Genomic DNA, 20,254 nt, shown 5'->3' on the forward strand with positions numbered 1-20,254 from the left:
GGCATGACCAGAATTCTGACTTTCGTCCTCATCGTTCTGGCGCTCGGTTTCGGTTTCTCCTGGCTGGCGGATAGGCCCGGTGTCCTCTCAATCGTCTGGCAGGGCCAGCTGATCGAAATGAGCCTGATGGTCGCCGCCTCCATCGTTGCTGCACTGGTTGCGGCCGTCATGCTGGTCTGGTGGGTCGTCAATGCCATATGGACATCGCCGAACGCGGCACGACGCTATTTTCGCGCCCGCAAGCGCGACCGAGGTTATCAGGCGCTCTCCACCGGCCTCATCGCTGCCGGCGCCGGCAATGCCATTCTGGCCCGCAAGATGACGGCCCGCACGCAGGGGCTTCTCAGTGCTGATCAGGAGCCGCTGATCCACCTGCTCGATGCGCAGGCCGACCTCATCGAAGGCAAATATGACGAGGCGCGGCGCAAATTCGAGGCGATGGCCCGCGATCCTGAAACCCGCGAACTTGGCCTTCGCGGCCTTTATATCGAGGCGCGCCGACAGGGAGCCCATGAAGCAGCCCAGCAATATGCCGAGGACGCAGCCGAAAAAGCCCCCTACCTGCCTTGGGCAGCACAGGCGACGCTGGAAACCCGCTGCCGCAACGGCGAGTGGGATGACGCGATCCGCCTGCTCGACCAGCAAAAAGCAGCAGGCGTCATCCAACGCGGCGAGGCGGAGCGGCTGAAAGCTGTGCTTCTTACCGCAAAGGCCGGTGAAAAACTGGAGAGCGACCCGGTGGGTGCGCGCGAAGACGCAAAACAAGCCCTGAAGCTTGCAAAAAGCCTTGTGCCCGCAGCATTGATCGCAGCAAAATCCTATCTGCGCGAAGACAATCTACGCAAGGCCGCAGCGGTTCTGGAACCGGTATGGAAGAACGATCCCCACTCGCAGATCGCCGATCTCTATGTTCGGGCGCGCAGCGGCGATACGGCCATTGATCGCCTTAAACGTGCCGAACGGCTTGAGAGCCTGAAACCCAACAACATCGAATCCCTGTTTGCCGTGGCGCAGGCAGCTCTCGACGCCAAGGAATTTGCCAAGGCGCGTGCCAAAGCGGAAGCCGCCGCCCGGATCGAGCCGCGCGAAAGCATCTTCCTGCTGATGGCCGACATCGAGGAAGCCGAAACCGGCGATCAGGGACGGGTGCGTTACTGGATGGCGCAGGCGCTGCGCGCACCGCGTGATCCCGTCTGGGTGGCAGATGGTGTCACTTCGGAAAAATGGCTTCCGGTTTCGCCCGTGACAGGCCGTCTCGACGCGTTCGAGTGGAAAGCGCCTTTTGGCCAGCTTGAAGGACCTGTCGAAGACCTGACAATCGAAAATGCGATTGCAGCAGCACCGGCAAGGACCGAACAGGCTCCGACCCCGATCGTTGTTGAAGTGGCACCTCAGCCCATTGTTGTGACCAAACCCGCACCAATCGAGGTCAAGCCGGACGTATCTGCCCCGAAGGAGAAAAAGCCGGCAACAAATGAAGTTCCGGTGGAAGCCAAGCCAGCGGATGCGAAGACAGAACCAGTGCCATTTTTCGGTGGTGCACCGGATGATCCCGGCGTCAAGAAACCCGGCGTGGAAGCCGAACCCAAAACCCGGCTAAAACTCTTCTGACAGGCTATCGATGTTCAACCAGATCCAGTCGTTTATTCAAAACCTCGTTGGCCAGCATGCGGATGAATTCAGCCCCGATGATCTGAGGGTCGCGGTGGCCGCCCTCTGTTTTCAGGTGATGGAAGCGGACGGCACGGTCTCCAAAAGCGAGCGTGATCGCCTTCGTGAGATCCTCCACGACTATTATCATCTCGATGCCGGCAAGCTGGACGCGCTTCTTGCCGCCGGCCAGGAGGCCGGCAAGGAAGCCGTAGACTATTATCGCTTCACCACCGATATCCGCCGCCATCTCGATGAAGAGCAGCGCGTGGAGCTTATTGGCATCCTCTGGGATATTGTTTACGCTGACGGCGAACGAAGCGAGATGGAAGATCATGTGATCTGGCGCGTGGCCGATCTACTCGGTGTTTCCGTGCGCGACAGGGTTCTGCAACGTCAGCAGGCCGCCACCAGGTCCGGACCCGCTGAAGAAAGCGAAAACGAAGACGATGCTGTTTGACCCCTCCAGGCAACAGAGAAAACAGCCTTCGCTGCTCGTCATCCTGCATCAGGAACGTTCCACGCCCGGCCGCATCGGCCAGATGCTGGTGGAAAAAGGCTATCGGCTGGATATAAGGCGCCCCGCGCTTGGAGACGATCTGCCGCAAACGCTGGAGAAACATGCGGGCGCCATTATCTTCGGCGGTCCCATGAGCGCCAACGACCCGCATGACTATATCAAAGCCGAAATTGACTGGCTAAAAGTGCCGCTGAAGGAAAACAAACCCTTTCTCGGTATCTGCCTCGGCGCACAAATGCTGTCCAAACATCTGGGTGGTAAGGTAGAGGCCGACCGTGAAGGCAAGGTGGAAATCGGCTGGTATCCGCTTCATGCGACCGAACACGGGCGATTGCTGATGCCGCATTGGCCGAAGATGGTCTATCATTTCCACCGCGAAGGGTTCGATTTGCCGCGGGGAGCGGAGCTTCTGGCATCGGGCGAAACCTATCCCAACCAGGCTTACCGATACGGAAAAAACGCCTGGGGCCTTCAGTTTCACGCAGAACTGACCCGCGCGATGATGCACAGCTGGGTGGTGCGTGGCGCACAGCGTTTCGGCATGCCCAATGCGCAGGTCGGCAGCCAGCATCTGGAGGGGCGCATGTTGTTCGACACACCGCTCCGGTCCTGGCTTGGCAATTTCCTTGATCTGGTTTTCGAAGGCAAACCGCAGCGCTGAGGCGCGTCAGCGTCAGCGTGGTGCGTCGAGATTATCGATCCTGCGCAGCTTCGAAAAGCCGAGTGCCCAGATGACCGCAACCGCAAGCGTGCCCGCCCCGCCGATGACGACGGCTGGCACGGCCCCGACGACATGGGCCATGGTGCCGGCGCGGAACTCACCCAGCTCGTTGGACGCCCCGACAAACACCATGTTCACCGCATTCACGCGTCCGCGCACCTCATCCGGCGTCCAGAGCGCAATCAACGTTTCCCGCACATAAACCGACACCATGTCCGATGCGCCCATGACCACCAAAGCGGCAATGGACACCCATGCGGTTTGAGAAAGTCCGAACACCACGGTGGAAATGCCGAAAAACCCGACACCGACGAACATCAGCAGGCCGGCATGGTGGCGGATGGGCCTGAAGGCCAGAATGACCGCGACGGTTATGGCGCCGATACCGGGTGCCGCGCGCAGAAGCCCAAGCCCCCAAGGCCCGAGTGTCAGCACTTCCTTGGCGAAAATCGGCATCAGGGCGACAGCGCCGCCGAGCAACACGGCAAAAAGATCGAGCGAGATGGCGCCGAGAACCACTTTTTCCTGCGAGATGAATTTGAACCCGGCCAGCATGGTCTCGAGGCTGATCGCTTTTGCAGGACCCCGTTGCTCCGGTTTGCGGATCGTCACCGCCAGCATAGCGGACACGATGAACAGCACGAGCGCCACGCTATAGGCCACGGAAGCGCCGAGACCATAAAGCAGGCCACCGGCGACAGGGCCAAGAATGGACGCCATCTGCCATGAAGAGGAGTTCCAGGCGATGGCGTTCGGCAAATCCTCGACAGGCACAAGATTGGGAGCCAGCGATTGCACCGCCGGCCCCATGAAAGCCCGCTCTATGCCGAACACGACGAGAATGGCAAAGACCGGCCAGGGAGAAAAGCTGTGTGCCAGCGTCAGGCCAAGCAGAGCCGCCGCGCAACCGGCCGCGATCAGAAGGCATACGGCCATAATGCGCCGGCGATTGTGCCTGTCCGCCACCGTTCCAGTGACGAGGATCAAAAGCAGCGATGGCAGAAACTGGAAAAGACCGATCAAGCCGAGATAAAAGGCATTGCCGGTGACCTCATACATCTGCCAGCCCACGGAAACGCTGACGATCTGGATTGCGAAGGCCGAAAAAAACCGGGCGCTGAAAAAACGGCGATAGGAACTATGCCGGAATGCACCGAAGCGGTTTTCGGCAGAAGGCAGGGACATCGGCTGGGTGCTCTCGAGACAATATGAGAAGTCTGCAATAGAGCGATACGACAAGAATCGCCAGCCCTATAGGCGCAACACTTGCCGGTTCACGAGCGAATGTCTAAATGTCTTGCAATCAAGATACGGAGATATTGATGCTTGCCCTGTTTCAGACCATCGATCTGGCTTTGAACCTCTATACGTGGGTGCTGATCGCCAGCGCCATTTTTTCCTGGCTTTACGCCTTCAACGTCATCAACTCCCGCAACCAGTTCGTGAATGCCATCGGCAGCTTTCTGGTCAACGTCACCGAGCCGGTTCTGCGCCCAATCCGTAGCATTCTGCCTAATCTCGGCGGCATCGATATTTCGCCGATCATCCTGCTGCTGATCATCTTCTTCATTCGCTCCTTCATGTGGAATACGCTCTATCCCATGGTCGCTTGAGCGACCTCTGGCAAAGACACGGCGATCACATACGCCTGTCCGTTCGCCTCACCCCGAACGGGGGACGCGATGCCATTGACGGCGTGGAGCAGGATGCTGCCGGAAATGCCCATCTAAAGGCCCGCGTCAGCGCAGTGCCTGAAGGCGGCAAGGCGAACAAGGCCCTGGTCATTTTGCTGGCGAAAAAATTCGGCCTGCCCAAATCGTCCATCACCTTCATTTCAGGTGAAACAGCGCGTAAAAAAATCCTCCGGATCGATACCGACCCGGAGGATTTCGAAAAGCTTTTTAGAAAGCTGGAAGTCTAAGGCAACGGGCTGAAATCAGCCCTGCGTCTTGTAGCGCTCGATGGCTTCGACGATCAGCTTCTTGGCAACGTCGACATCCTGCCAACCGCCCATCTTCACCCACTTGCCGGGCTCCAGATCCTTGTAGTGCTCGAAGAAGTGCTCGATTTGCTTCAGCGTGATTTCCGGCAGGTCGGTGTAGTTGTGGACCTTGTCGTAACGGCGCGTCAGCTTCGGAACCGGAACGGCGAGGATCTTCTCGTCCTTGCCGCCGTCGTCTTCCATGATCATGACGCCGATGGGGCGCACATTGATCACGCAGCCGGGAACCAGCGGGCGGGTATTGCAGATAAGAACGTCGATCGGGTCGCCATCGTCGGAAAGCGTGTGCGGCACGAAGCCATAGTTACCCGGATAGGTCATCGGCGTGTAGAGGAAGCGATCGACGATCAGCGCACCGGCGTCCTTGTCCATCTCGTACTTGATCGGCTGGCCGCCAACCGGCACCTCGACAATAACATTCACGTCTTCCGGCGGATTCTTGCCAATGGAAATTGCATCGATACGCATTCGCTTCCCTCATTCGACGGGGTTGGATTTGGTTTTCGATACTGGGAAAGTCGCCGTATTGCAACATGGCTTTAGGCGGATAAGGCAGAATGCCGAATTTGAGGGCATCGGGATTGCGAATGGCCGACCGGAAAAAATGAAACCGGCGTGAAATCACCCGGCTGCGTACTTAGTTCCAGACGAAACCGATCTTGCGCAGCGACCTGCCGCCGAAATCTTCCATGCCCTCGGCGATGTCCCGGCCGCCATGGGAACGGAAAAACCGATTGGCGACCTCGCTATCTTCGAGGCACCAGACCACAACACCGTTGCAGCCGAGCGAGGTCAGCAGCCGGCGAGCTTCCGTGAACAGCAGCGAGCCAAGCCCGATGCCCTGATATTCCGGCCGCAGATAAAGCTCGTAGATCTCGCCGTCATGCGGCAGCCCACGCGCACGGCTTAAGCCCAGCGTGGCATATCCGGCAACCACGCCCTTCACTTCAACCACCAGCATGGTTGCGGAACCCCGGGTCGCCTTCTTCCACCAGATTTCGCCGCGGCGCTCCAGCATCTGCGTCAGCGGTCGGTGCGGGATCAGCCCGGCATAGGCCTGTTGCCATGACAGACGGTGCGCTTCGGCTATTGCGCGCGCATCTTGCGGTTCGGCTCGGCGAACATCTATGGATAACGTTTTCATAACGCGATTCTGGCCCCGACCATGAAAACTTGCCAGCCATAAAGGTTAACGACAGCAAGCTTACCCACAGCCTATTCATGTGGACGACCGAGAAAAATTAACGCATCCTTAACCTTTGACACAAGGGTCTTTCGACTCATGCACAAATAAAACATGCGCATAAAAAAACCCGGCTCGCGGCCGGGTTTTTTCAATTCTTGACGGGAAGCCGCAATCAAACTGCGAGCTTCGCCTTTTCGAAGCGCTTGCGATCGTTGGCGTCGAGGAACATCTTGCGCAGACGGATGGACTTCGGCGTCACTTCCATCAACTCGTCGTCCTGAATCCAGGAAAGCGCGCGGTCGAGCGTCATGCGGATCGGCGGCGTCAGCTTTACGGCTTCATCCTTGCCGGCGGCGCGGATGTTGGTCAGCTGCTTGCCCTTCAGCACGTTCACTTCGAGATCGTTATCACGAGAGTGAATGCCGATAATCATGCCGGCATAAACCTTCTCACCCGGCTCGATGATCATCGGGCCACGATCTTCCAGGTTGAACATGGCGTAGGCGACAGCTTCGCCCGAACCGTTCGACAAAAGAACGCCGTTAACGCGACCAGCAATCGCACCCTTGTACGGCTGATAGTCGTGGAACAGACGGTTCATGATCGCCGTGCCGCGCGTGTCAGTCAAAAGTTCCGACTGGTAGCCGATCAGGCCGCGGGTCGGAGCGTAGAACTTCAGACGAACGCGATTACCGCCGGACGGACGGAGCTCAGCCATTTCAGCCTTGCGCTCGGACATCTTCTGAACGACGACGCCGGAATGCTCTTCATCGACGTCGATCACGACTTCTTCGATCGGCTCCATCATAGCGCCGTTCTCATCCTTGTGCATGACAACGCGCGGACGCGAAACTGCAAGCTCAAAGCCTTCGCGACGCATGGTTTCGATGAGAACTGCCAGCTGCAATTCGCCACGCCCGGAAACGAAGAACGAATCCTTGCCTTCAGCCTCTTCAATCTTCAGCGCGACGTTGCCTTCGGCTTCCTTGAACAGACGGTCGCGGATGACGCGGCTCGTGACCTTGTCACCTTCGGTGCCGGCAAGCGGGCTGTCGTTGACGATGAAGGACATGGTAACGGTCGGCGGATCGATCGGCTGCGCGGTCATCGCCTCGGTGACGGAAGGGTCACAGAAGGTATCGGCAACAGTGCCCTTGGAAAGACCAGCGATGGCGACGATGTCACCCGCATGGGCCTCATCGATGGATGTGCGCTCAATGCCGCGGAATGCGAGGATCTTGGAAATACGACCGGTTTCGATCGTCTTGCCGTCCTGGCCAAGTACCTTCACGGCCTGGTTTGGCTTGATCGAACCGGAAGCAATACGGCCGGTGATGATACGGCCGAGGAAGGGGTTGGCTTCGAGGATCGTACCGATCAGACGGAACGGACCTTCTTCAACCGTAGGCTCCGGAACATGCTCGAGAACCAGATCGAGCAACGGTGCAAGACCCTGATCCTTCGGACCTTCTGGGTTGACGTTCATCCAGCCGTCACGGCCGGAACCGTAAAGGATCGGGAAGTCGAGCTGCTCGTCGGTAGCATCGAGGTTTGCGAAAAGGTCGAAAACTTCGTTGATGACCTCTTCATGGCGGCCATCCGGACGGTCGATCTTGTTGATCGCGACGATCGGGCGAAGACCAACCTTCAGCGCCTTGCTGACGACGAACTTCGTCTGCGGCATCGGGCCTTCGGAACTATCGACCAGAACGATCGCGCCATCCACCATCGACAGGATACGCTCAACTTCGCCGCCGAAATCGGCGTGGCCGGGGGTGTCGACGATGTTGATGCGAACACCCTTCCACTCCACCGAAGTCGCCTTGGCAAGAATGGTGATGCCGCGTTCCTTTTCGAGATCGTTGCTATCCATCACGCGTTCCGCAACGCGCTGGTTGTCGCGGAACGAGCCGGACTGCTTCAGAAGCTCGTCAACGAGCGTCGTTTTTCCATGGTCAACGTGCGCGATAATCGCGATGTTGCGAATTGCCATTGTTCAAAATCTCTGAGGTTGGGCGCTACCGTCGTGAGATGCGCCAATTTAGTTTGGCGCGCTCATAACCTTTTTTTTGCAAATGCGAAAGGGGGGCATTGTCATATGCCCCCTGCGCTCAGGTTCTAGCTCAAGAATATGACAGTCTTTTATACGAGGCCGCGCTTCAAAAGCATGGCATCGGGACTTGGCATCTTGCCGCGAAAAGCGAGATAGGCCTCCTCCGGATCGATCGAGCCACCGACTGAATAGATATTCTCTTTCAGCTTGCGCGCCATTTCACCATCGAAGGCGTTGCCGGTTTCCTCGAAGGCAGAAAACGCGTCGGCGTCCAGCACCTCCGACCACATGTAGGAGTAATAACCGGCCGAATAACCATCACCGGAAAACACATGCTGGAAATGTGGCGTCGCATGCCGCATGACGATGGACTTCGGCATGTTCAGGGCGGAAAGCACCTCACCTTGTACGACCATGGGATCGCCGACGCTGTCACGGGTATGGAACGCCATATCGACGATGGCCGAAGAAGTGAATTCCACCGTGCTGAAACCGGCATTGAAGGTCTGTGCTGCCAGAACCTTGTCCAGCAGCGCCTTTGGCATCGGTGCCCCGGTTTCATAATGCAGGGCATATTTCTCCAGAATTTCCGGCACGGTCAGCCAGTGTTCGTAAAGCTGCGACGGCAACTCGACGAAATCGCGCGACACACCCGTTCCGGAAACGGAAGGATAGGTGACATCAGATAACATGCCGTGCAGGGCGTGGCCGAATTCGTGAAACAGCGTGCGCGCATCATCGAGCGAAAGCAGCGCAGGCTTTCCCTCTGCCGGTTTTGCAAAATTGCAGACATTGTAGATGATCGGTATTTCACCGACAGTGCCGTTCTTCAAAGGCAGCTTGTGCTGCGACTGGAACGAACTCATCCACGCGCCGGAACGCTTGGACGGGCGGGCGAAATAATCGCCGAGGAACATGGCCTTCAGGTCGCCCTTGTCGTCGCGGATTTCAAAAACCCGCACATCGGGATGATAGGCGGAGACACCCTTGATCTCGACGGCACGAATTGCAAAGAGCCGGTTGGCCACATCGAAACACGCATCGATGATCTTTTCCAATTGCAGATACGGCTTCAATTCAGTCTCGGAGAAGCTGAATTTCTGTGCCCGCAGCTTTTCGGCGTAATGGCGCCAGTCCCAGGGCATCACCTCGTGGTTCTTGCCCTCCGCGGCGATGATGGCGGCAAGTTCAGCCTCCTCCTCACCTGCGCGCAGCACGGCCTTTTCCCAGACCTGGCCCAGAAGACCGTTCACGGCATCCGGCGTTTTAGCCATCGTGTCGTCCAGCTTGTAGGCAGCAAAATTCTTGTAGCCGAGAAGCTGTGCCTTTTCCTCACGCAGTTCCAGCGTACGGCGGACGGTCGCGCGGTTGTCGGTATCGCCACCATTTTCGCCGCGAGCCACCCAGGCCTTGAAGGCTTGCTCGCGCAAGTCGCGGCGTTCGGAGAAGGTCAGGAATGGCTCGATGATGGAGCGGGAAAGGGTAACGGCAAATTTGCCGTCTTCGCCATGTTCGCGCGCGGCGCCTGCCATGGCATCACGCAGAAAACCGGGAATGCCGGAAAGCTCGTCGTCGGTAGAAAGCAGAAGTTTCCAGCTCTTTTCATCCGCCAGAACATTCTGCCCGAATTTGGCGCCGAGACTGGCAAGCTCTTCATTGATGGCAGCCAGACGCTCCTGACGGTCTTTCTGCAACTTTGCGCCGGAGCGCACGAAACCCTTCCAGTGCCGTTCGAGAACGCGTTTTTCCTCGCCGGTCAGGGAAAGCGCATCGCGCGTTTCCCATAGAGTGTCGATGCGTCTGAACAGCGACTCGTTCATGCCGATCTTGGAATAGTGCCGTGACATTTTCGGCGCGATTTCCCGCTCCAGTGCCTGAATGACACTGTTGGTGTGGGCACCCGCCTTGTTCCAGAACAGCGCCGAAATGCGCGAGAGTTCGTCGCCGGCGATTTCAAGCGCGGTCACGGTGTTTTCGAAGGTCGGCGCCTGCGGATTGCCGGCAATCGCATCGATTTCCTGTTCATGGGACAAAAGGGCGGCTTCAAAGGCCGGAGCAAAATCCTCATCCTTGACCGCATCGAATTTCGGCAGACCGTTCTGACCGTTCCAGATAACGAGTGCGGGATAGGGCGCGGTCGTGGATGGCATTTCATCTTCCTTGTACAATTCCGGTTTACGCCCATATGGGCATGCCTCCACCGCCAATTCAATATGCCGGAATTTGGTGTGGAAGACATGATCGTCAACACCGCCAAGTATTGACCGGCATGGCGACGGCATGTTTTGATTTCTCGCAATAATATCCCATGATGGAGATATGTATTATGGAGATTTATTCTTTAAGGTCTGCCAATAGTTTCCTTTTCAGGGACAATCCCAAAAACAGCAGACCCGTGGGAAGCCCCGATTTCGGCAAGGCATCCCCATCCGACACGGCCACCGGCTTTGAAGAAACGATAGACCGCATCGATTTCACCAGTGTCAGCCCCCGGCAATTGCGGGAAATCGCGCAGGCATATTACGATACCGGAAAAATCAGCCACGATACCTGGCTTGAGCTTTCGTCCGAACTTCCGGCACAAACGCTGAATGCCAATGGCGAGGTGATTGACATTGCCGACGTGACCGACGACACGGATTTCGACTTTGTGACGTATTTTTCTGACCGGATCGAGATTGCCCGTTCCATTGGCACGACGGATGAAGTGGAAAAAATGCAGGACGTATTGTCTTTTTTTGCTTCGACGTGACGATGACAGGCAATGTTGTTGGACGTCCCGCAATCAAACTGACGAATACTTTACGCAATTTTCGATAATATGATTTATGCGCCATTGCTTATCGTCCGAAACTTAGTAAGGCTGACTTACCAAAAGGCGAAGCATGGGCACACGCGAAAAAGATTCATTGGCATTTTTGCTGAACAGCGGCGCACGCCTGCTGAACAGTGCATTTGAGCGCCGTATCTCGGAAGCCGGACTGGGCCTTACCCCCGGCGAAGCAAGAGCATTGCTGACAGTTGCGGTTATCGATGGCAGCAAACAGGCTGACATCGCCGCCCGTCTCGGCATCGAACCCATGACGATCTGCGCCTATCTCGACAAGTTGCAGTCACTCAATCTGATAGAACGCCAGCAGGACCCGCAGGACAGGCGTTCCAAACGTATCGTCCTGACGAAAACCTCCGCGGACATGCTGGAAGCTGTCGGTCATGAAATCGACCAGCTCGTTCTTCAGGCCACACAGGGACTGAACGAAGAGGAAGTCGCGCTTTTCCGTAGCTTCCTGCAGACGCTTCGCAACAATCTGCAACCGGAACAGCAGGGCCAGAACGGCTGATCGCAATGTCGAAAACGATCATGTCCAGAAAACGCACGGCTTTGCTCGGAGCATTGCTGACAGCGCTGGCGCCCATTTCCATGTCGATTTACACGCCGGCCATGCCGGAACTGACACGGGTTTTCGCAACCACCGACTCCGCCATAAAACTCAGCCTGTCGCTCTATTTTGCCGGTTTTGCCTTTGCCCAATTGCTTGCCGGGCCGGCATCCGACGCCTTCGGGCGGCGCAAGGCGAGCCTCGTCTTCCTGTCGATCTTTTTGGGCGGTGGTGTGCTCGCCCTCTTGGCCCCAACCATCGAAGTGCTGCTGTTCGCGCGCCTCGTTCAGGGCATCGGCGCTTCCGTCGGCATGACTGTTGCGCGCGCCGTGGTGCGCGATCAGTTCACCGGCCCGGAAGCCTCCAGCATCATGAACCTCATCGGCATCATGCTGGCGATCGGCCCTGCGATGGGGCCGACGATCGGTGGTCTGTCACTTGCGGCTTTTGGCTGGCAATCGGTGTTTTTCCTCATGGCCGGTCTCGGAGCTATCGCCATCCTTTCGGTGGTGCTTTTTCTGCGTGAAACGACGGTGCCTGACAAAACCAGGATCCGACCCCGACACCTTCTGTCGGCCTATGGCACATTGCTGAAGCAGCCGCGTTTTCTTCTGGCCGCCCTCGTGCTCGGCGGCTCCATCGGCGCACTTTATGCGCAAGCCACCATGCTGACCTTCATCCTTATCAACGAAGTCGGCATGTCCCCCACGGCCTTCGGTGTCGGCATGCTGATGCAAACAGGCGCCTATTTCTTCGGGTCGATTGCGTTGCGTTACATCGCGCCGAGACTGGGCGACCGGCGTTCCGTCGTGCTTGGCCTTTGTTTTTCCGGCACGGGCGGTCTTCTCATCATGCTGTTGGTTTTCCTCGTGCCGCCATCCTTCCTCTCCATCATGGGCCCCGTCGCAGTGGCGACCGTCGGGATCGCGCTGTTGACGCCTTCGATGGTCACGGCGGCCCTCGCCCCCTTCCCGCATATCGCCGGCTCGGCATCGGCCATGATGGGTTTCATCCAGATGGGATCTGGCTTTGCGGGTGGGGCAATGGCCTCGCTCATAGGTTCCCCGCTGACCAGCTTCGGCATCATCATTCCGGTTATGGAATTCGTGGCCGTTGCCAGCTACATCGGCTTTCGCGCCGTTTCCAGAAGAGAGACATGAAAAAACCCGCAGGCGTTGCCACCTGCGGGTTTTTCCAATTCATACTTAAGCAGAATTACTTGCCGAGATTACGCTTCGCAAGGGTGCGCAGGCGCAGGGCATTGAGCTTGATGAAGCCAGCTGCGTCCTTCTGGTCATAAGCACCGTGGTCGTCCTCGAACGTCACCAGCGCGTCGGAATAGAGCGACTTCGCGCTCTCGCGGCCGGTCACCATGACATTGCCCTTGTAGAGCTTCAGCGTCACTTCACCTTCCACATGCTCCTGGCTCTTGTCGATCAGGGCCTGCAGCATCTCGCGCTCGGGCGAGAACCAGAAGCCGTAATAGATGAGTTCGGCGTAACGCGGCATCAGATCGTCCTTCAGATGCGCGGCACCCCGGTCGAGCGTGATGGATTCGATCGCGCGATGCGCAGCCAGCAGGATGGTGCCGCCGGGCGTTTCGTAGACGCCGCGCGACTTCATGCCGACGAAGCGGTTCTCGACCAGATCGAGACGGCCGATGCCGTTTTCGCGACCATAATTGTTGAGCGTCGCCAGAAGCGTGGCAGGCGACATTTCCACACCGTTGATGGAGCAGGCATCACCCTTGCGGAAACCGACCTTGATAACGGTTGCCTTGTCAGGCGCTGCTTCCGGGGAAATGGTGCGCATGTGCACATATTCCGGGGCTTCCTTAGCCGGGTCTTCCAGAACCTTGCCCTCGGACGAGGAGTGCAGCAGGTTGGCGTCGACGGAGAACGGCGCTTCGCCCTTCTTGTCCTTGGCCACGGGAATCTGGTTCTTTTCGGCAAATTCCAGAAGGTCGGTCCGGCTCTTGAAAGTCCAGTCGCGCCATGGGGCGATGATCTTGATATCCGGGTTCAGCGCATAGGCCGAAAGCTCGAAACGGACCTGGTCGTTGCCCTTGCCGGTGGCGCCATGCGCAATGGCATCGGCACCGGTCTTCTTGGCGATCTCGATCAGGTGCTTGGAAATCAGCGGGCGGGCGATGGAGGTACCGAGCAGATAGACACCTTCATAAACGGCGTTGGCACGGAACATCGGAAAAACGAAATCACGCACGAACTCTTCGCGGACGTCCTCGACGAAGATTTCCTTGATGCCCAGCAACTCGGCCTTCTTGCGCGCCGGCTCAAGCTCTTCGCCCTGGCCGAGATCGGCGGTAAAGGTCACGACCTCAGCGCCGAGTTCCGTCTGAAGCCACTTCAGGATGATCGAGGTGTCGAGGCCGCCGGAATAGGCGAGAACGACTTTCTTAACGTCTTTCGGGAGTGCCATTATGATGTCCATCTGCATGATGACGGCATCGGGGTACCGCCATTTCCTTGGGATTTCGGCACTTTTACAGTGCAACCCGAAAACTGTGAAGCGATTTTCGGAAAAGATGCCCGACAAAACAACGAATAGGACGAAAGGGCAATAGGCATTTGCGAAAGGTCAGATCCCCGCAACAGCGCGTCATGACTGGAACGAACGAATTGTCACATGCATTATGCGATTTCGCGCTTTAACATGAAGCGGCGCGATCAACTTGAAGACCGTGAATGAAGCCACTCAGGGTTCAGGCAACGTTGCAAACGGCTGGAAACAGCACAAAACGACGCGAAAGGAAAACCTATGACGACCATCCACCCCGCATTCAAGGAAGATAATGTCGCCGTCATCACCGGCGCGGCCTCCGGTATCGGACTTGCCGCGGCCCGGAAATTCGCCGGTTTCGGCATGAGCGTCGTCCTCGTCGATCTCGACGGTGACAAGCTTGCCGCAGCGCATGCTGATATTCTGACCATCGCAAAGGACGGCGAAGCACAGATCGTTGCAATACCGACCGACGTGTCGAAACTCGATGAGCTGGAGGCGCTGGAACGCGCTGTCATCCAGCGTTTCGGGCGGGTTCATGTGTTGATGAACAATGCCGGCATCCAGCCGGGCAGCGCCATCTTCGGCGCTCAGGCCAACTGGGAAAAAGTTATCAACGTCAACCTGATGGGTGTCGTGAACGGCAGCCGGGTGTTTGGGCAGGGCATGGTCGCCCATGGCGAGGCCGCGCTCATCATCAATACCGGTTCGAAACAGGGCATCACCACCCCGCCGGGCGATCCGGCCTATAATGTCTCGAAGGCCGGCGTCAAAGCCTTCACGGAAGCGCTACAGCACGAGCTGCGCAATATTCCGAACAGCGCGGTTTCCGCCCATCTCCTGATCCCCGGTTTCGTCTTTACCGGCCTCACGGCAAATGGCAGGACGGAAAAACCAGCAGGAGCCTGGACCGGCGAGCAAACCGTTGATTTCATGATCGAGCGCATCGCCAGGGGCGATTTCTACATTCTCTGCCCGGATGGCGAAGTGGATCGCCCGACGGACGAGAAACGCATTCTGTGGGCAGCTCAAGACATCGTCCAAAATCGTCCGCCACTGTCGCGCTGGCACACCGAATATTCCGCCGCCTTCACCAGCTTCCTCAAAAACTGATCGCCCGACGCCGCCGCACTTTGAAAGTTGCGGCGGCTATCCACTTTTGATCATCCCCGGTTTTCGTACCAATGTCCCGGCGCGCAAAAACATTGGCAGAAACGCGAATTCGCGTTAAGCAACGGCAGTCTCCAGCTTTACGGGTGCCGCGATGGATTTCGTTCCGAGCCTGCCAACACTTGCCGCCTTCACCGTCGCCATCCTGCTTCTGGCGGTCACGCCCGGGCCTGACATGACGCTATGGATCAGCCGGTCAATACGCGAGGGCCGGGCAGCGGGTTTCATGACCCTTGTGGGCACCAATCTCGGCATTACCGTGCATACAATGCTGGTTGCCTTCGGCGTCGCGGCCCTCATCGTCGCATCGCCGACAGCCTTCCTCATCCTGAAGACCGGCGGGGCCGCCTATCTTGTCTGGCTCGCCATTCAGGCGATCCGCAAGGGCTCGGATTTCGTGATGGTCAAGACCACGGGCGAAAAACAGCAATCCTCACTTAAATCCGCCTTGCTGAACGGTATTTGGGTCAATCTGCTCAATCCAAAGGTCATCATCTTTTTCATGACCTTCCTGCCGCAATTCGTCAGCGCATCCGATCCGCATGTCACCGGCAAGCTTATTTTCCTTGGGCTCTGGTCAATCATCGTGGCGCTGCCGATCGGCATCGGCATCGTCGTTGCCGCCGATGTGCTGTCGGCCTGGCTCCAGCGCAACAAGAAGGTTCTGCGCGGGCTGGATTATACGATCGCCGGTGTATTTTCGCTTTTCGCCGTCAAGATTTTCCTCACCCAGACGCGATGACGCACAAATAAAAAAGGCGCCCGCAGGCGCCTTTCGGATAACTCATCAGCCGATCAATAGCTCATCGTCATCAAGCGTCTGGCCGCGTATCTTGCGGAACATGTCGATAAGATCTTCGACCTGAAGACCCTTGCGGCTTTCGCCGGACACATCGAGCACGATCTCACCGGCGTGCAGCATGATCGTGCGGTCGCCATAGTCCAGCGCCTGACGCATGGAATGGGTAACCATCAGCGTCGTCAGCTTGCGCTCGGAAACCACCTTGCGGGTCAGCTCCATCACGAACTCCGCCATGCCGGGATCGAGTGCTGCCGTATGTTCGTCAAGCAGCAACACGTCCGAACCGGAAAGCGTTGCCATGACAAGCGAGACCGCCTGCCTTTGCCCGCCGGACAACAGGTCCATGCGGTCCTTCAAACGATTTTCCAGACCGAGATTGAGCGAAGCGATACGCTCCCGGAAGAAATCCCGCCTGCCGCGCCCAAGCGCCGGCAACAAGCCGCGACGCTCTCCGCGAGACGCCGCAAGCGCAAGGTTCTCCTCAATTGTGAGCGCGCCACAGCTGCCAGCCAATGGGTCCTGAAACACGCGCGCCACCCGCCCAGCCCGGCTGGCGGTCGTTTTGCGTGTGACATCGGCGCCACCAACCATCACCTTTCCGGCCGTCGGCAGGACATCGCCCGCGAGAACGCCGAGAAGCGTGGATTTGCCGGCACCGTTGGAGCCGATCACGGTAACGAAGGAACCATCCTCGATGGTAAGATCGATCTTGGCCAGCGCCTGCTTTTGCAGCGGTGTGCCACGCCCGAAGATGACCTGAATGTCGGAAAGGGAAATCACGATGTTGCTCCCCCGCGGCGCAGTCGAGGCAGGATCAATGCGATGGCTACCAATACTGCCGTAACGAAATTGAGATCGGAGGCCTTGAGACCCAGCGCATCGCTCGACAAAGCGAGCTGGATGGCAAGGCGGTAGGCGATGGAGCCGAAAACACAGCCGATGAGCGCAATCAGAATGCCCCGCGAGCCGAACAGCGTTTCGCCGATGATGACGGCCGCAAGCCCGACGACGATGGTGCCGACACCGGCAGTCACATCGGCAAAGCCATTGGTCTGCGCAAAAAGCGCGCCGCCGAGCGCGACCAGTGCATTCGAAAGCGCCATGCCAAGATAGATCTGGTTGCCGGTCTTCACCCCTTGGGCGCGCGCCATCCGCGCATTCGCGCCCGTCGCCCGCATGGCAAGGCCCGCGTCGCTCTCAAGGAAACGCCAGACGAGAATGACAGCGAGCAATACCAGAACGCCGATAAAGAGTGGCCGCACGAGATATTCGGAAAGACCGAGACCGTAGAACGGCGAGATCATCGTATCCTGATTGAGCAGCGCCACATTCGGTTTTCCCATCACCCGAAGGTTCACCGAAAATAGCGCGATCATCGTCAGGATTGACGCAAGCAGGTTGAGTATCTTGAACCGAACGTTGAGCGTGGCCGTAACGATGCCAGCACCGGCGCCGGCAACCATCGCAATCGCCGTCGCGACCCACGCATTGAGGCCGGCGATGATCATCACGGCCGCAACGGCTGCGCCGAGCGGAAAGGAACCGTCAACGGTCAGATCAGGAAAATCAAGTACCCGGAAAGCGAGATAGACGCCGATCGCCACGAAGGCGAAGACCAGTCCCAGTTCCACGGCACCCCAGAAAGCGATTTGGCTCACGGTAATGTCCTTGTTATTGCCGCCGCGTCGGCGGATACGGGCACCGTTGCGTGCCGCGCAAAGCGGGCGGCGAGTGACCGCCGCCCGAAGTCCGGTTTAGTCGATGACCTTGGTGGCGCGCTTCGTCACGCTTTCGGGGAAGGTGACGCCAGCTTTTTCAGCAGCCTTCTTGTTGATCACCAGATCGGTGCCGACGGCAACGGTTGCCGGAATGTCGCCGGGCTTCTCACCCTTGAGAATGCGAACAACGACAGCGCCGGTCTGCTTGCCAACGTCGAAATAGTTGAAGCCGAGAGCCGCAACCGCACCGCGCGCAACGGAATCCGTATCGGCGGCATAAAGCGGAATTTTCGCCTCACTCGCAACGCCAGCTGCCGCCTCGAAAGCGGAAACGATGGTATTGTCGGTCGGCACGTAGATCACGTCGGCCTTGCCGACCAGTGCGCGCGTCGCGCCCTGCACTTCGGCGGATTTTGTGGCGACAGATTCAACGACCTTCAGGCCGGCCTTTTCAGCCTCAGCCTTCAGCGCTGCAAGCGTCGAGACGGAGTTGGCCTCGGCGGAGTTGTAGATAAAGCCGATGGACTTGGCGTTGGGCGAAATTTCCTTGATCAGCGCCAGATGCTCAGCAATCGGCAGCATGTCGGAAAGTCCGGTCACGTTGCGGCCGGGTTTTTGCATGTCCTTGACGAGCTGTGCGCCAACCGGATCGGAAACAGCCGTGAAGACAACCGGAATGTCGCGCGTCGCCGCAACGACGGCCTGAGCGGACGGTGTGGAGATCGGCACGATGACATTGGGGGCTTCGCCCACGAACTGACGCGCAATCTGCGCTGCGGTGCCTGGATTACCCTGCGCGGACTCGTAGAGGAACTTGAGGTTCTCGCCTTCCTTGTAACCGGCTTCGGCAAGCGCTGCCTTGACGCCGTCACGTGCGGCGTCAAGCGCCGGATGTTCGACAATGGCGGTGACGGCAACGGTGACGTTTTCAGCCTTGGCCGGCAGAACGAGGGCGCTCGCGGCTGCGAGCGCCAGAATGAATGCACGCATAGGTATCCTCCAGTTGGTTTCTTATTGCCGTCTTATTAGAAACAAGACCGCCCGAAATCAATCAAAGAACCGTAACGAACCAAGCTTTCTGCCGCGATTGGCGTCGATTCAGTCGTCCGCACCGTGGTTGGCAATCATCATCGCCTCGAAAGCCAGCCTTTCGGTTTTGCGCATGCGCTCGGATTCCGATTTCAGCTGGCCGCAGGCAGCGAGAATATCGCGGCCGCGCGGCGTACGGATCGGCGAAGCGTAACCCGCCTGATTGATGAAATCCGCGAACTTCTCGATCTGCGCCCATTCGGAGCACTGGTAATTCGTGCCTGGCCACGGATTGAACGGAATGAGATTGATCTTGGCTGGAACGCCCCTCAGAAGCTGCACCAGCATCTTGGCGTCTTCCAGACTGTCGTTCACATCCTTCAGCATCACATATTCGAAGGTGATGCGGCGGGCGTTGGAGACACCCGGATAATTGCGGCAAGCCTCGATCAGCTCCTTCAGCGGGTATTTCTTGTTGATCGGCACCAGCATGTCGCGCAGATCGTCGCGCACCGCATGCAGTGAAATCGCCAGCATGACGCCGATCTCATCGCCCGTGCGGAAGATTTCCGGCACGACGCCCGAGGTGGACAGGGTCACGCGACGCTTGGAGAGCGACAGGCCGTCACCATCGGTGGCGATCAGAAGTGCGGTCTTCACATGTTCGAAATTGTAGAGCGGTTCGCCCATGCCCATCATCACGATGTTGGAGACCTTGCGGCCTTCGCTCGGCACATAGGCGCCGACCGGCGTCGAACCGTCAGGAAAATCGCCGAGCCGGTCGCGGGCGAGCAGAAGCTGGGAGAGAATTTCCTCGGCCGTCAGGTTCCGCACCAGACGCTGCGTGCCGGTGTGACAGAAGGAACACGTCAGCGAACAGCCCACCTGGCTCGAAATGCAAAGCGTGCCGCGTCCTTCTTCGGGAATATAGACCGTCTCGATCTCGACAGGACGTCCCGCACCGCGCGGCGGAAAACGCATCAGCCATTTGCGGGTGCCGTCGTTGGAAATCTGCTCCTCGACGATTTCGGGGCGGGCAATGGTGAAGGCTGCTTTCAGCTTTTCCCTGAGTTCCTTGGCAACATTGGTCATGTTGTCGAAATCCGAGACGCCGCGCACATACAGCCAGTTCCACAACTGGCTGACACGCATCTTCACCTGCTTCTGCGGCACGCCGATCTCGGCCAGCGCCTCGCCCATTTCCTCACGCGTCATGCCGATCAGCGACGGCTTGCCGGACATGAGATCGCTATTGGCGATCAGGGGAGTTTTGACTGCCAGACCGGCAGGGGCATGCAATACGGACATCACGCTATCCCATCATCCAATGCATCGCACGACCGGCCTTTAGGAAAGGCGGAAAATCGTCTGCATGTCGAGAAAATCAAAGGCGGAGCACTTTTCGCGCATCCGCCTGTCAATGTTGCCGCGCCTTTAGCATCAAACAAGCAAAAACGCAAATGGCCGGTCGATGACCGGCCAATCACGAAGCTGACGAAGCGT

20 protein-coding genes are annotated in these 20,254 nt (G+C 58.1%); 10 read left to right on the plus strand and 10 right to left on the minus strand.

The genetic code is table 11. The annotated features are described in order from the left end of the window. Positions 1-3 precede the first annotated feature (3 nt). The 3 genes from GH784_RS06830 to GH784_RS06840 are packed head-to-tail and all read left to right on the plus strand — an operon-like array spanning position 4 to position 2,831. Positions 4-1,611 (plus strand): heme biosynthesis protein HemY, encoded by a 1,608-nt coding sequence (locus GH784_RS06830; protein ID WP_065705209.1) that lies wholly within the window; start codon positions 4-6, stop codon positions 1,609-1,611. Between the two features lie 10 nt (positions 1,612-1,621). After that, positions 1,622-2,110: a tellurite resistance TerB family protein gene (locus GH784_RS06835; protein WP_003516699.1), complete on the plus strand. Its 489-nt coding sequence runs from the start codon at positions 1,622-1,624 to the stop codon at positions 2,108-2,110. Then, complete coding sequence (locus GH784_RS06840) at positions 2,100-2,831, plus strand: glutamine amidotransferase (protein ID WP_065705199.1); 732 nt, start codon at positions 2,100-2,102, stop codon at positions 2,829-2,831. The genes GH784_RS06835 and GH784_RS06840 overlap by 11 nt, the downstream gene beginning before the upstream one ends. A gap of 12 nt (positions 2,832-2,843) precedes the next feature. On the opposite strand, the gene GH784_RS06845 is transcribed toward GH784_RS06840, so the two are convergent. Next, complete coding sequence (locus tag GH784_RS06845) at positions 2,844-4,076, minus strand: MFS transporter (protein WP_003516689.1); 1,233 nt, start codon at positions 4,074-4,076, stop codon at positions 2,844-2,846. 137 nt (positions 4,077-4,213) lie between these two features. On the opposite strand from GH784_RS06845, the gene GH784_RS06850 reads away from it, so the two are divergent. Both GH784_RS06850 and GH784_RS06855 read left to right on the plus strand, forming a co-directional pair. Continuing rightward, a complete protein-coding gene (locus GH784_RS06850; protein WP_003516688.1) occupies positions 4,214-4,504 on the plus strand; it encodes a YggT family protein in 291 nt (96 codons plus the stop codon). Then, positions 4,501-4,812, plus strand: a complete 312-nt coding sequence (locus GH784_RS06855) for a DUF167 domain-containing protein (protein ID WP_019566041.1) — start codon at positions 4,501-4,503, stop codon at positions 4,810-4,812. Before GH784_RS06850 ends, GH784_RS06855 begins: the two co-directional genes overlap by 4 nt. Before the next feature lie 15 nt (positions 4,813-4,827). Here the strand turns inward: GH784_RS06855 and ppa are convergent, their stop codons facing one another. The 4 genes from ppa to GH784_RS06875 all read right to left on the minus strand — a co-directional run bounded on the left by ppa (position 4,828) and on the right by GH784_RS06875 (position 10,282). Next, positions 4,828-5,361, minus strand: a complete 534-nt coding sequence (gene ppa / locus GH784_RS06860; protein WP_003516686.1) for an inorganic diphosphatase — start codon at positions 5,359-5,361, stop codon at positions 4,828-4,830. A 169-nt stretch (positions 5,362-5,530) separates the two neighbouring features. Beyond that, positions 5,531-6,037, minus strand: coding sequence for a GNAT family N-acetyltransferase (locus tag GH784_RS06865; RefSeq protein ID WP_003516685.1), 507 nt, complete (start codon positions 6,035-6,037; stop codon positions 5,531-5,533). 214 nt (positions 6,038-6,251) lie between these two features. Then, positions 6,252-8,072, minus strand: coding sequence for a translational GTPase TypA (gene typA / locus GH784_RS06870; protein ID WP_003516684.1), 1,821 nt, complete (start codon positions 8,070-8,072; stop codon positions 6,252-6,254). Between the two features lie 149 nt (positions 8,073-8,221). Beyond that, positions 8,222-10,282, minus strand: a complete 2,061-nt coding sequence (locus tag GH784_RS06875) for a M3 family metallopeptidase (RefSeq protein WP_065705197.1) — start codon at positions 10,280-10,282, stop codon at positions 8,222-8,224. Positions 10,283-10,458: 176 nt separating this feature from the next. On the opposite strand from GH784_RS06875, the gene GH784_RS06880 reads away from it, so the two are divergent. The 3 genes from GH784_RS06880 to GH784_RS06890 all read left to right on the plus strand — a co-directional run bounded on the left by GH784_RS06880 (position 10,459) and on the right by GH784_RS06890 (position 12,672). Continuing rightward, positions 10,459-10,884 (plus strand): hypothetical protein, encoded by a 426-nt coding sequence (locus GH784_RS06880; RefSeq protein WP_065705195.1) that lies wholly within the window; start codon positions 10,459-10,461, stop codon positions 10,882-10,884. 133 nt (positions 10,885-11,017) lie between these two features. Beyond that, positions 11,018-11,473 (plus strand): MarR family winged helix-turn-helix transcriptional regulator, encoded by a 456-nt coding sequence (locus GH784_RS06885; protein ID WP_003516681.1) that lies wholly within the window; start codon positions 11,018-11,020, stop codon positions 11,471-11,473. A gap of 20 nt (positions 11,474-11,493) precedes the next feature. Further along, positions 11,494-12,672: a multidrug effflux MFS transporter gene (locus GH784_RS06890; protein ID WP_083211697.1), complete on the plus strand. Its 1,179-nt coding sequence runs from the start codon at positions 11,494-11,496 to the stop codon at positions 12,670-12,672. 55 nt (positions 12,673-12,727) lie between these two features. Here GH784_RS06890 and GH784_RS06895 read toward each other — a convergent pair whose 3' ends face one another. Continuing rightward, positions 12,728-13,951, minus strand: a complete 1,224-nt coding sequence (locus GH784_RS06895) for an argininosuccinate synthase (protein WP_003516677.1) — start codon at positions 13,949-13,951, stop codon at positions 12,728-12,730. A gap of 339 nt (positions 13,952-14,290) precedes the next feature. Here GH784_RS06895 and GH784_RS06900 point away from each other — a divergent pair, with 339 nt between their 5' ends. Both GH784_RS06900 and GH784_RS06905 read left to right on the plus strand, forming a co-directional pair. Next, positions 14,291-15,145: an SDR family NAD(P)-dependent oxidoreductase gene (locus tag GH784_RS06900; RefSeq protein WP_153793299.1), complete on the plus strand. Its 855-nt coding sequence runs from the start codon at positions 14,291-14,293 to the stop codon at positions 15,143-15,145. A gap of 151 nt (positions 15,146-15,296) precedes the next feature. Then, complete coding sequence (locus GH784_RS06905; protein WP_003516674.1) at positions 15,297-15,944, plus strand: LysE family translocator; 648 nt, start codon at positions 15,297-15,299, stop codon at positions 15,942-15,944. Between the two features lie 45 nt (positions 15,945-15,989). Here GH784_RS06905 and GH784_RS06910 read toward each other — a convergent pair whose 3' ends face one another. The 4 genes from GH784_RS06910 to rlmN form a co-directional block, all read right to left on the minus strand. Continuing rightward, complete coding sequence (locus tag GH784_RS06910; protein ID WP_019566037.1) at positions 15,990-16,784, minus strand: ABC transporter ATP-binding protein; 795 nt, start codon at positions 16,782-16,784, stop codon at positions 15,990-15,992. Next, positions 16,781-17,662, minus strand: a complete 882-nt coding sequence (locus GH784_RS06915) for an ABC transporter permease (RefSeq protein ID WP_065705188.1) — start codon at positions 17,660-17,662, stop codon at positions 16,781-16,783. The genes GH784_RS06910 and GH784_RS06915 overlap by 4 nt, the downstream gene beginning before the upstream one ends. Before the next feature lie 96 nt (positions 17,663-17,758). Then, on the minus strand, positions 17,759-18,712 hold the full coding sequence (locus GH784_RS06920; protein ID WP_065705186.1) for an ABC transporter substrate-binding protein: 954 nt from the start codon (positions 18,710-18,712) through the stop codon (positions 17,759-17,761). 108 nt (positions 18,713-18,820) lie between these two features. After that, positions 18,821-19,993 (minus strand): 23S rRNA (adenine(2503)-C(2))-methyltransferase RlmN, encoded by a 1,173-nt coding sequence (gene rlmN / locus GH784_RS06925; RefSeq protein WP_075807724.1) that lies wholly within the window; start codon positions 19,991-19,993, stop codon positions 18,821-18,823. Between the last annotated feature and the right edge of the window lie 261 nt (positions 19,994-20,254).

The sequence above is a fragment of the Agrobacterium tumefaciens genome (genome assembly GCF_009649785.1).
Taxonomy (GTDB): domain Bacteria; phylum Pseudomonadota; class Alphaproteobacteria; order Rhizobiales; family Rhizobiaceae; genus Agrobacterium; species Agrobacterium tumefaciens.

What these genes read in the sequence shown, in the direction of transcription:
- GH784_RS06830 (WP_065705209.1), top strand. Translation starts at nt 4, where the DNA reads ATGACCAGAATTCTGACTTTCGTCCTCATCGTTCTGGCGCTCGGTTTC.
- GH784_RS06835 (WP_003516699.1), top strand. Translation starts at nt 1,622, where the DNA reads ATGTTCAACCAGATCCAGTCGTTTATTCAAAACCTCGTTGGCCAGCAT.
- GH784_RS06840 (WP_065705199.1), top strand. Translation starts at nt 2,100, where the DNA reads ATGCTGTTTGACCCCTCCAGGCAACAGAGAAAACAGCCTTCGCTGCTC.
- GH784_RS06845 (WP_003516689.1), bottom strand. Translation starts at nt 4,076, where the DNA reads ATGTCCCTGCCTTCTGCCGAAAACCGCTTCGGTGCATTCCGGCATAGT.
- GH784_RS06850 (WP_003516688.1), top strand. Translation starts at nt 4,214, where the DNA reads ATGCTTGCCCTGTTTCAGACCATCGATCTGGCTTTGAACCTCTATACG.
- ppa (WP_003516686.1), bottom strand. Translation starts at nt 5,361, where the DNA reads ATGCGTATCGATGCAATTTCCATTGGCAAGAATCCGCCGGAAGACGTG.
- GH784_RS06865 (WP_003516685.1), bottom strand. Translation starts at nt 6,037, where the DNA reads ATGAAAACGTTATCCATAGATGTTCGCCGAGCCGAACCGCAAGATGCG.
- typA (WP_003516684.1), bottom strand. Translation starts at nt 8,072, where the DNA reads ATGGCAATTCGCAACATCGCGATTATCGCGCACGTTGACCATGGAAAA.
- GH784_RS06875 (WP_065705197.1), bottom strand. Translation starts at nt 10,282, where the DNA reads ATGCCATCCACGACCGCGCCCTATCCCGCACTCGTTATCTGGAACGGT.
- GH784_RS06880 (WP_065705195.1), top strand. Translation starts at nt 10,459, where the DNA reads ATGGAGATTTATTCTTTAAGGTCTGCCAATAGTTTCCTTTTCAGGGAC.
- GH784_RS06885 (WP_003516681.1), top strand. Translation starts at nt 11,018, where the DNA reads ATGGGCACACGCGAAAAAGATTCATTGGCATTTTTGCTGAACAGCGGC.
- GH784_RS06890 (WP_083211697.1), top strand. Translation starts at nt 11,494, where the DNA reads ATGTCCAGAAAACGCACGGCTTTGCTCGGAGCATTGCTGACAGCGCTG.
- GH784_RS06895 (WP_003516677.1), bottom strand. Translation starts at nt 13,951, where the DNA reads ATGGCACTCCCGAAAGACGTTAAGAAAGTCGTTCTCGCCTATTCCGGC.
- GH784_RS06900 (WP_153793299.1), top strand. Translation starts at nt 14,291, where the DNA reads ATGACGACCATCCACCCCGCATTCAAGGAAGATAATGTCGCCGTCATC.
- GH784_RS06905 (WP_003516674.1), top strand. Translation starts at nt 15,297, where the DNA reads ATGGATTTCGTTCCGAGCCTGCCAACACTTGCCGCCTTCACCGTCGCC.
- GH784_RS06920 (WP_065705186.1), bottom strand. Translation starts at nt 18,712, where the DNA reads ATGCGTGCATTCATTCTGGCGCTCGCAGCCGCGAGCGCCCTCGTTCTG.
- rlmN (WP_075807724.1), bottom strand. Translation starts at nt 19,993, where the DNA reads ATGTCCGGCAAGCCGTCGCTGATCGGCATGACGCGTGAGGAAATGGGC.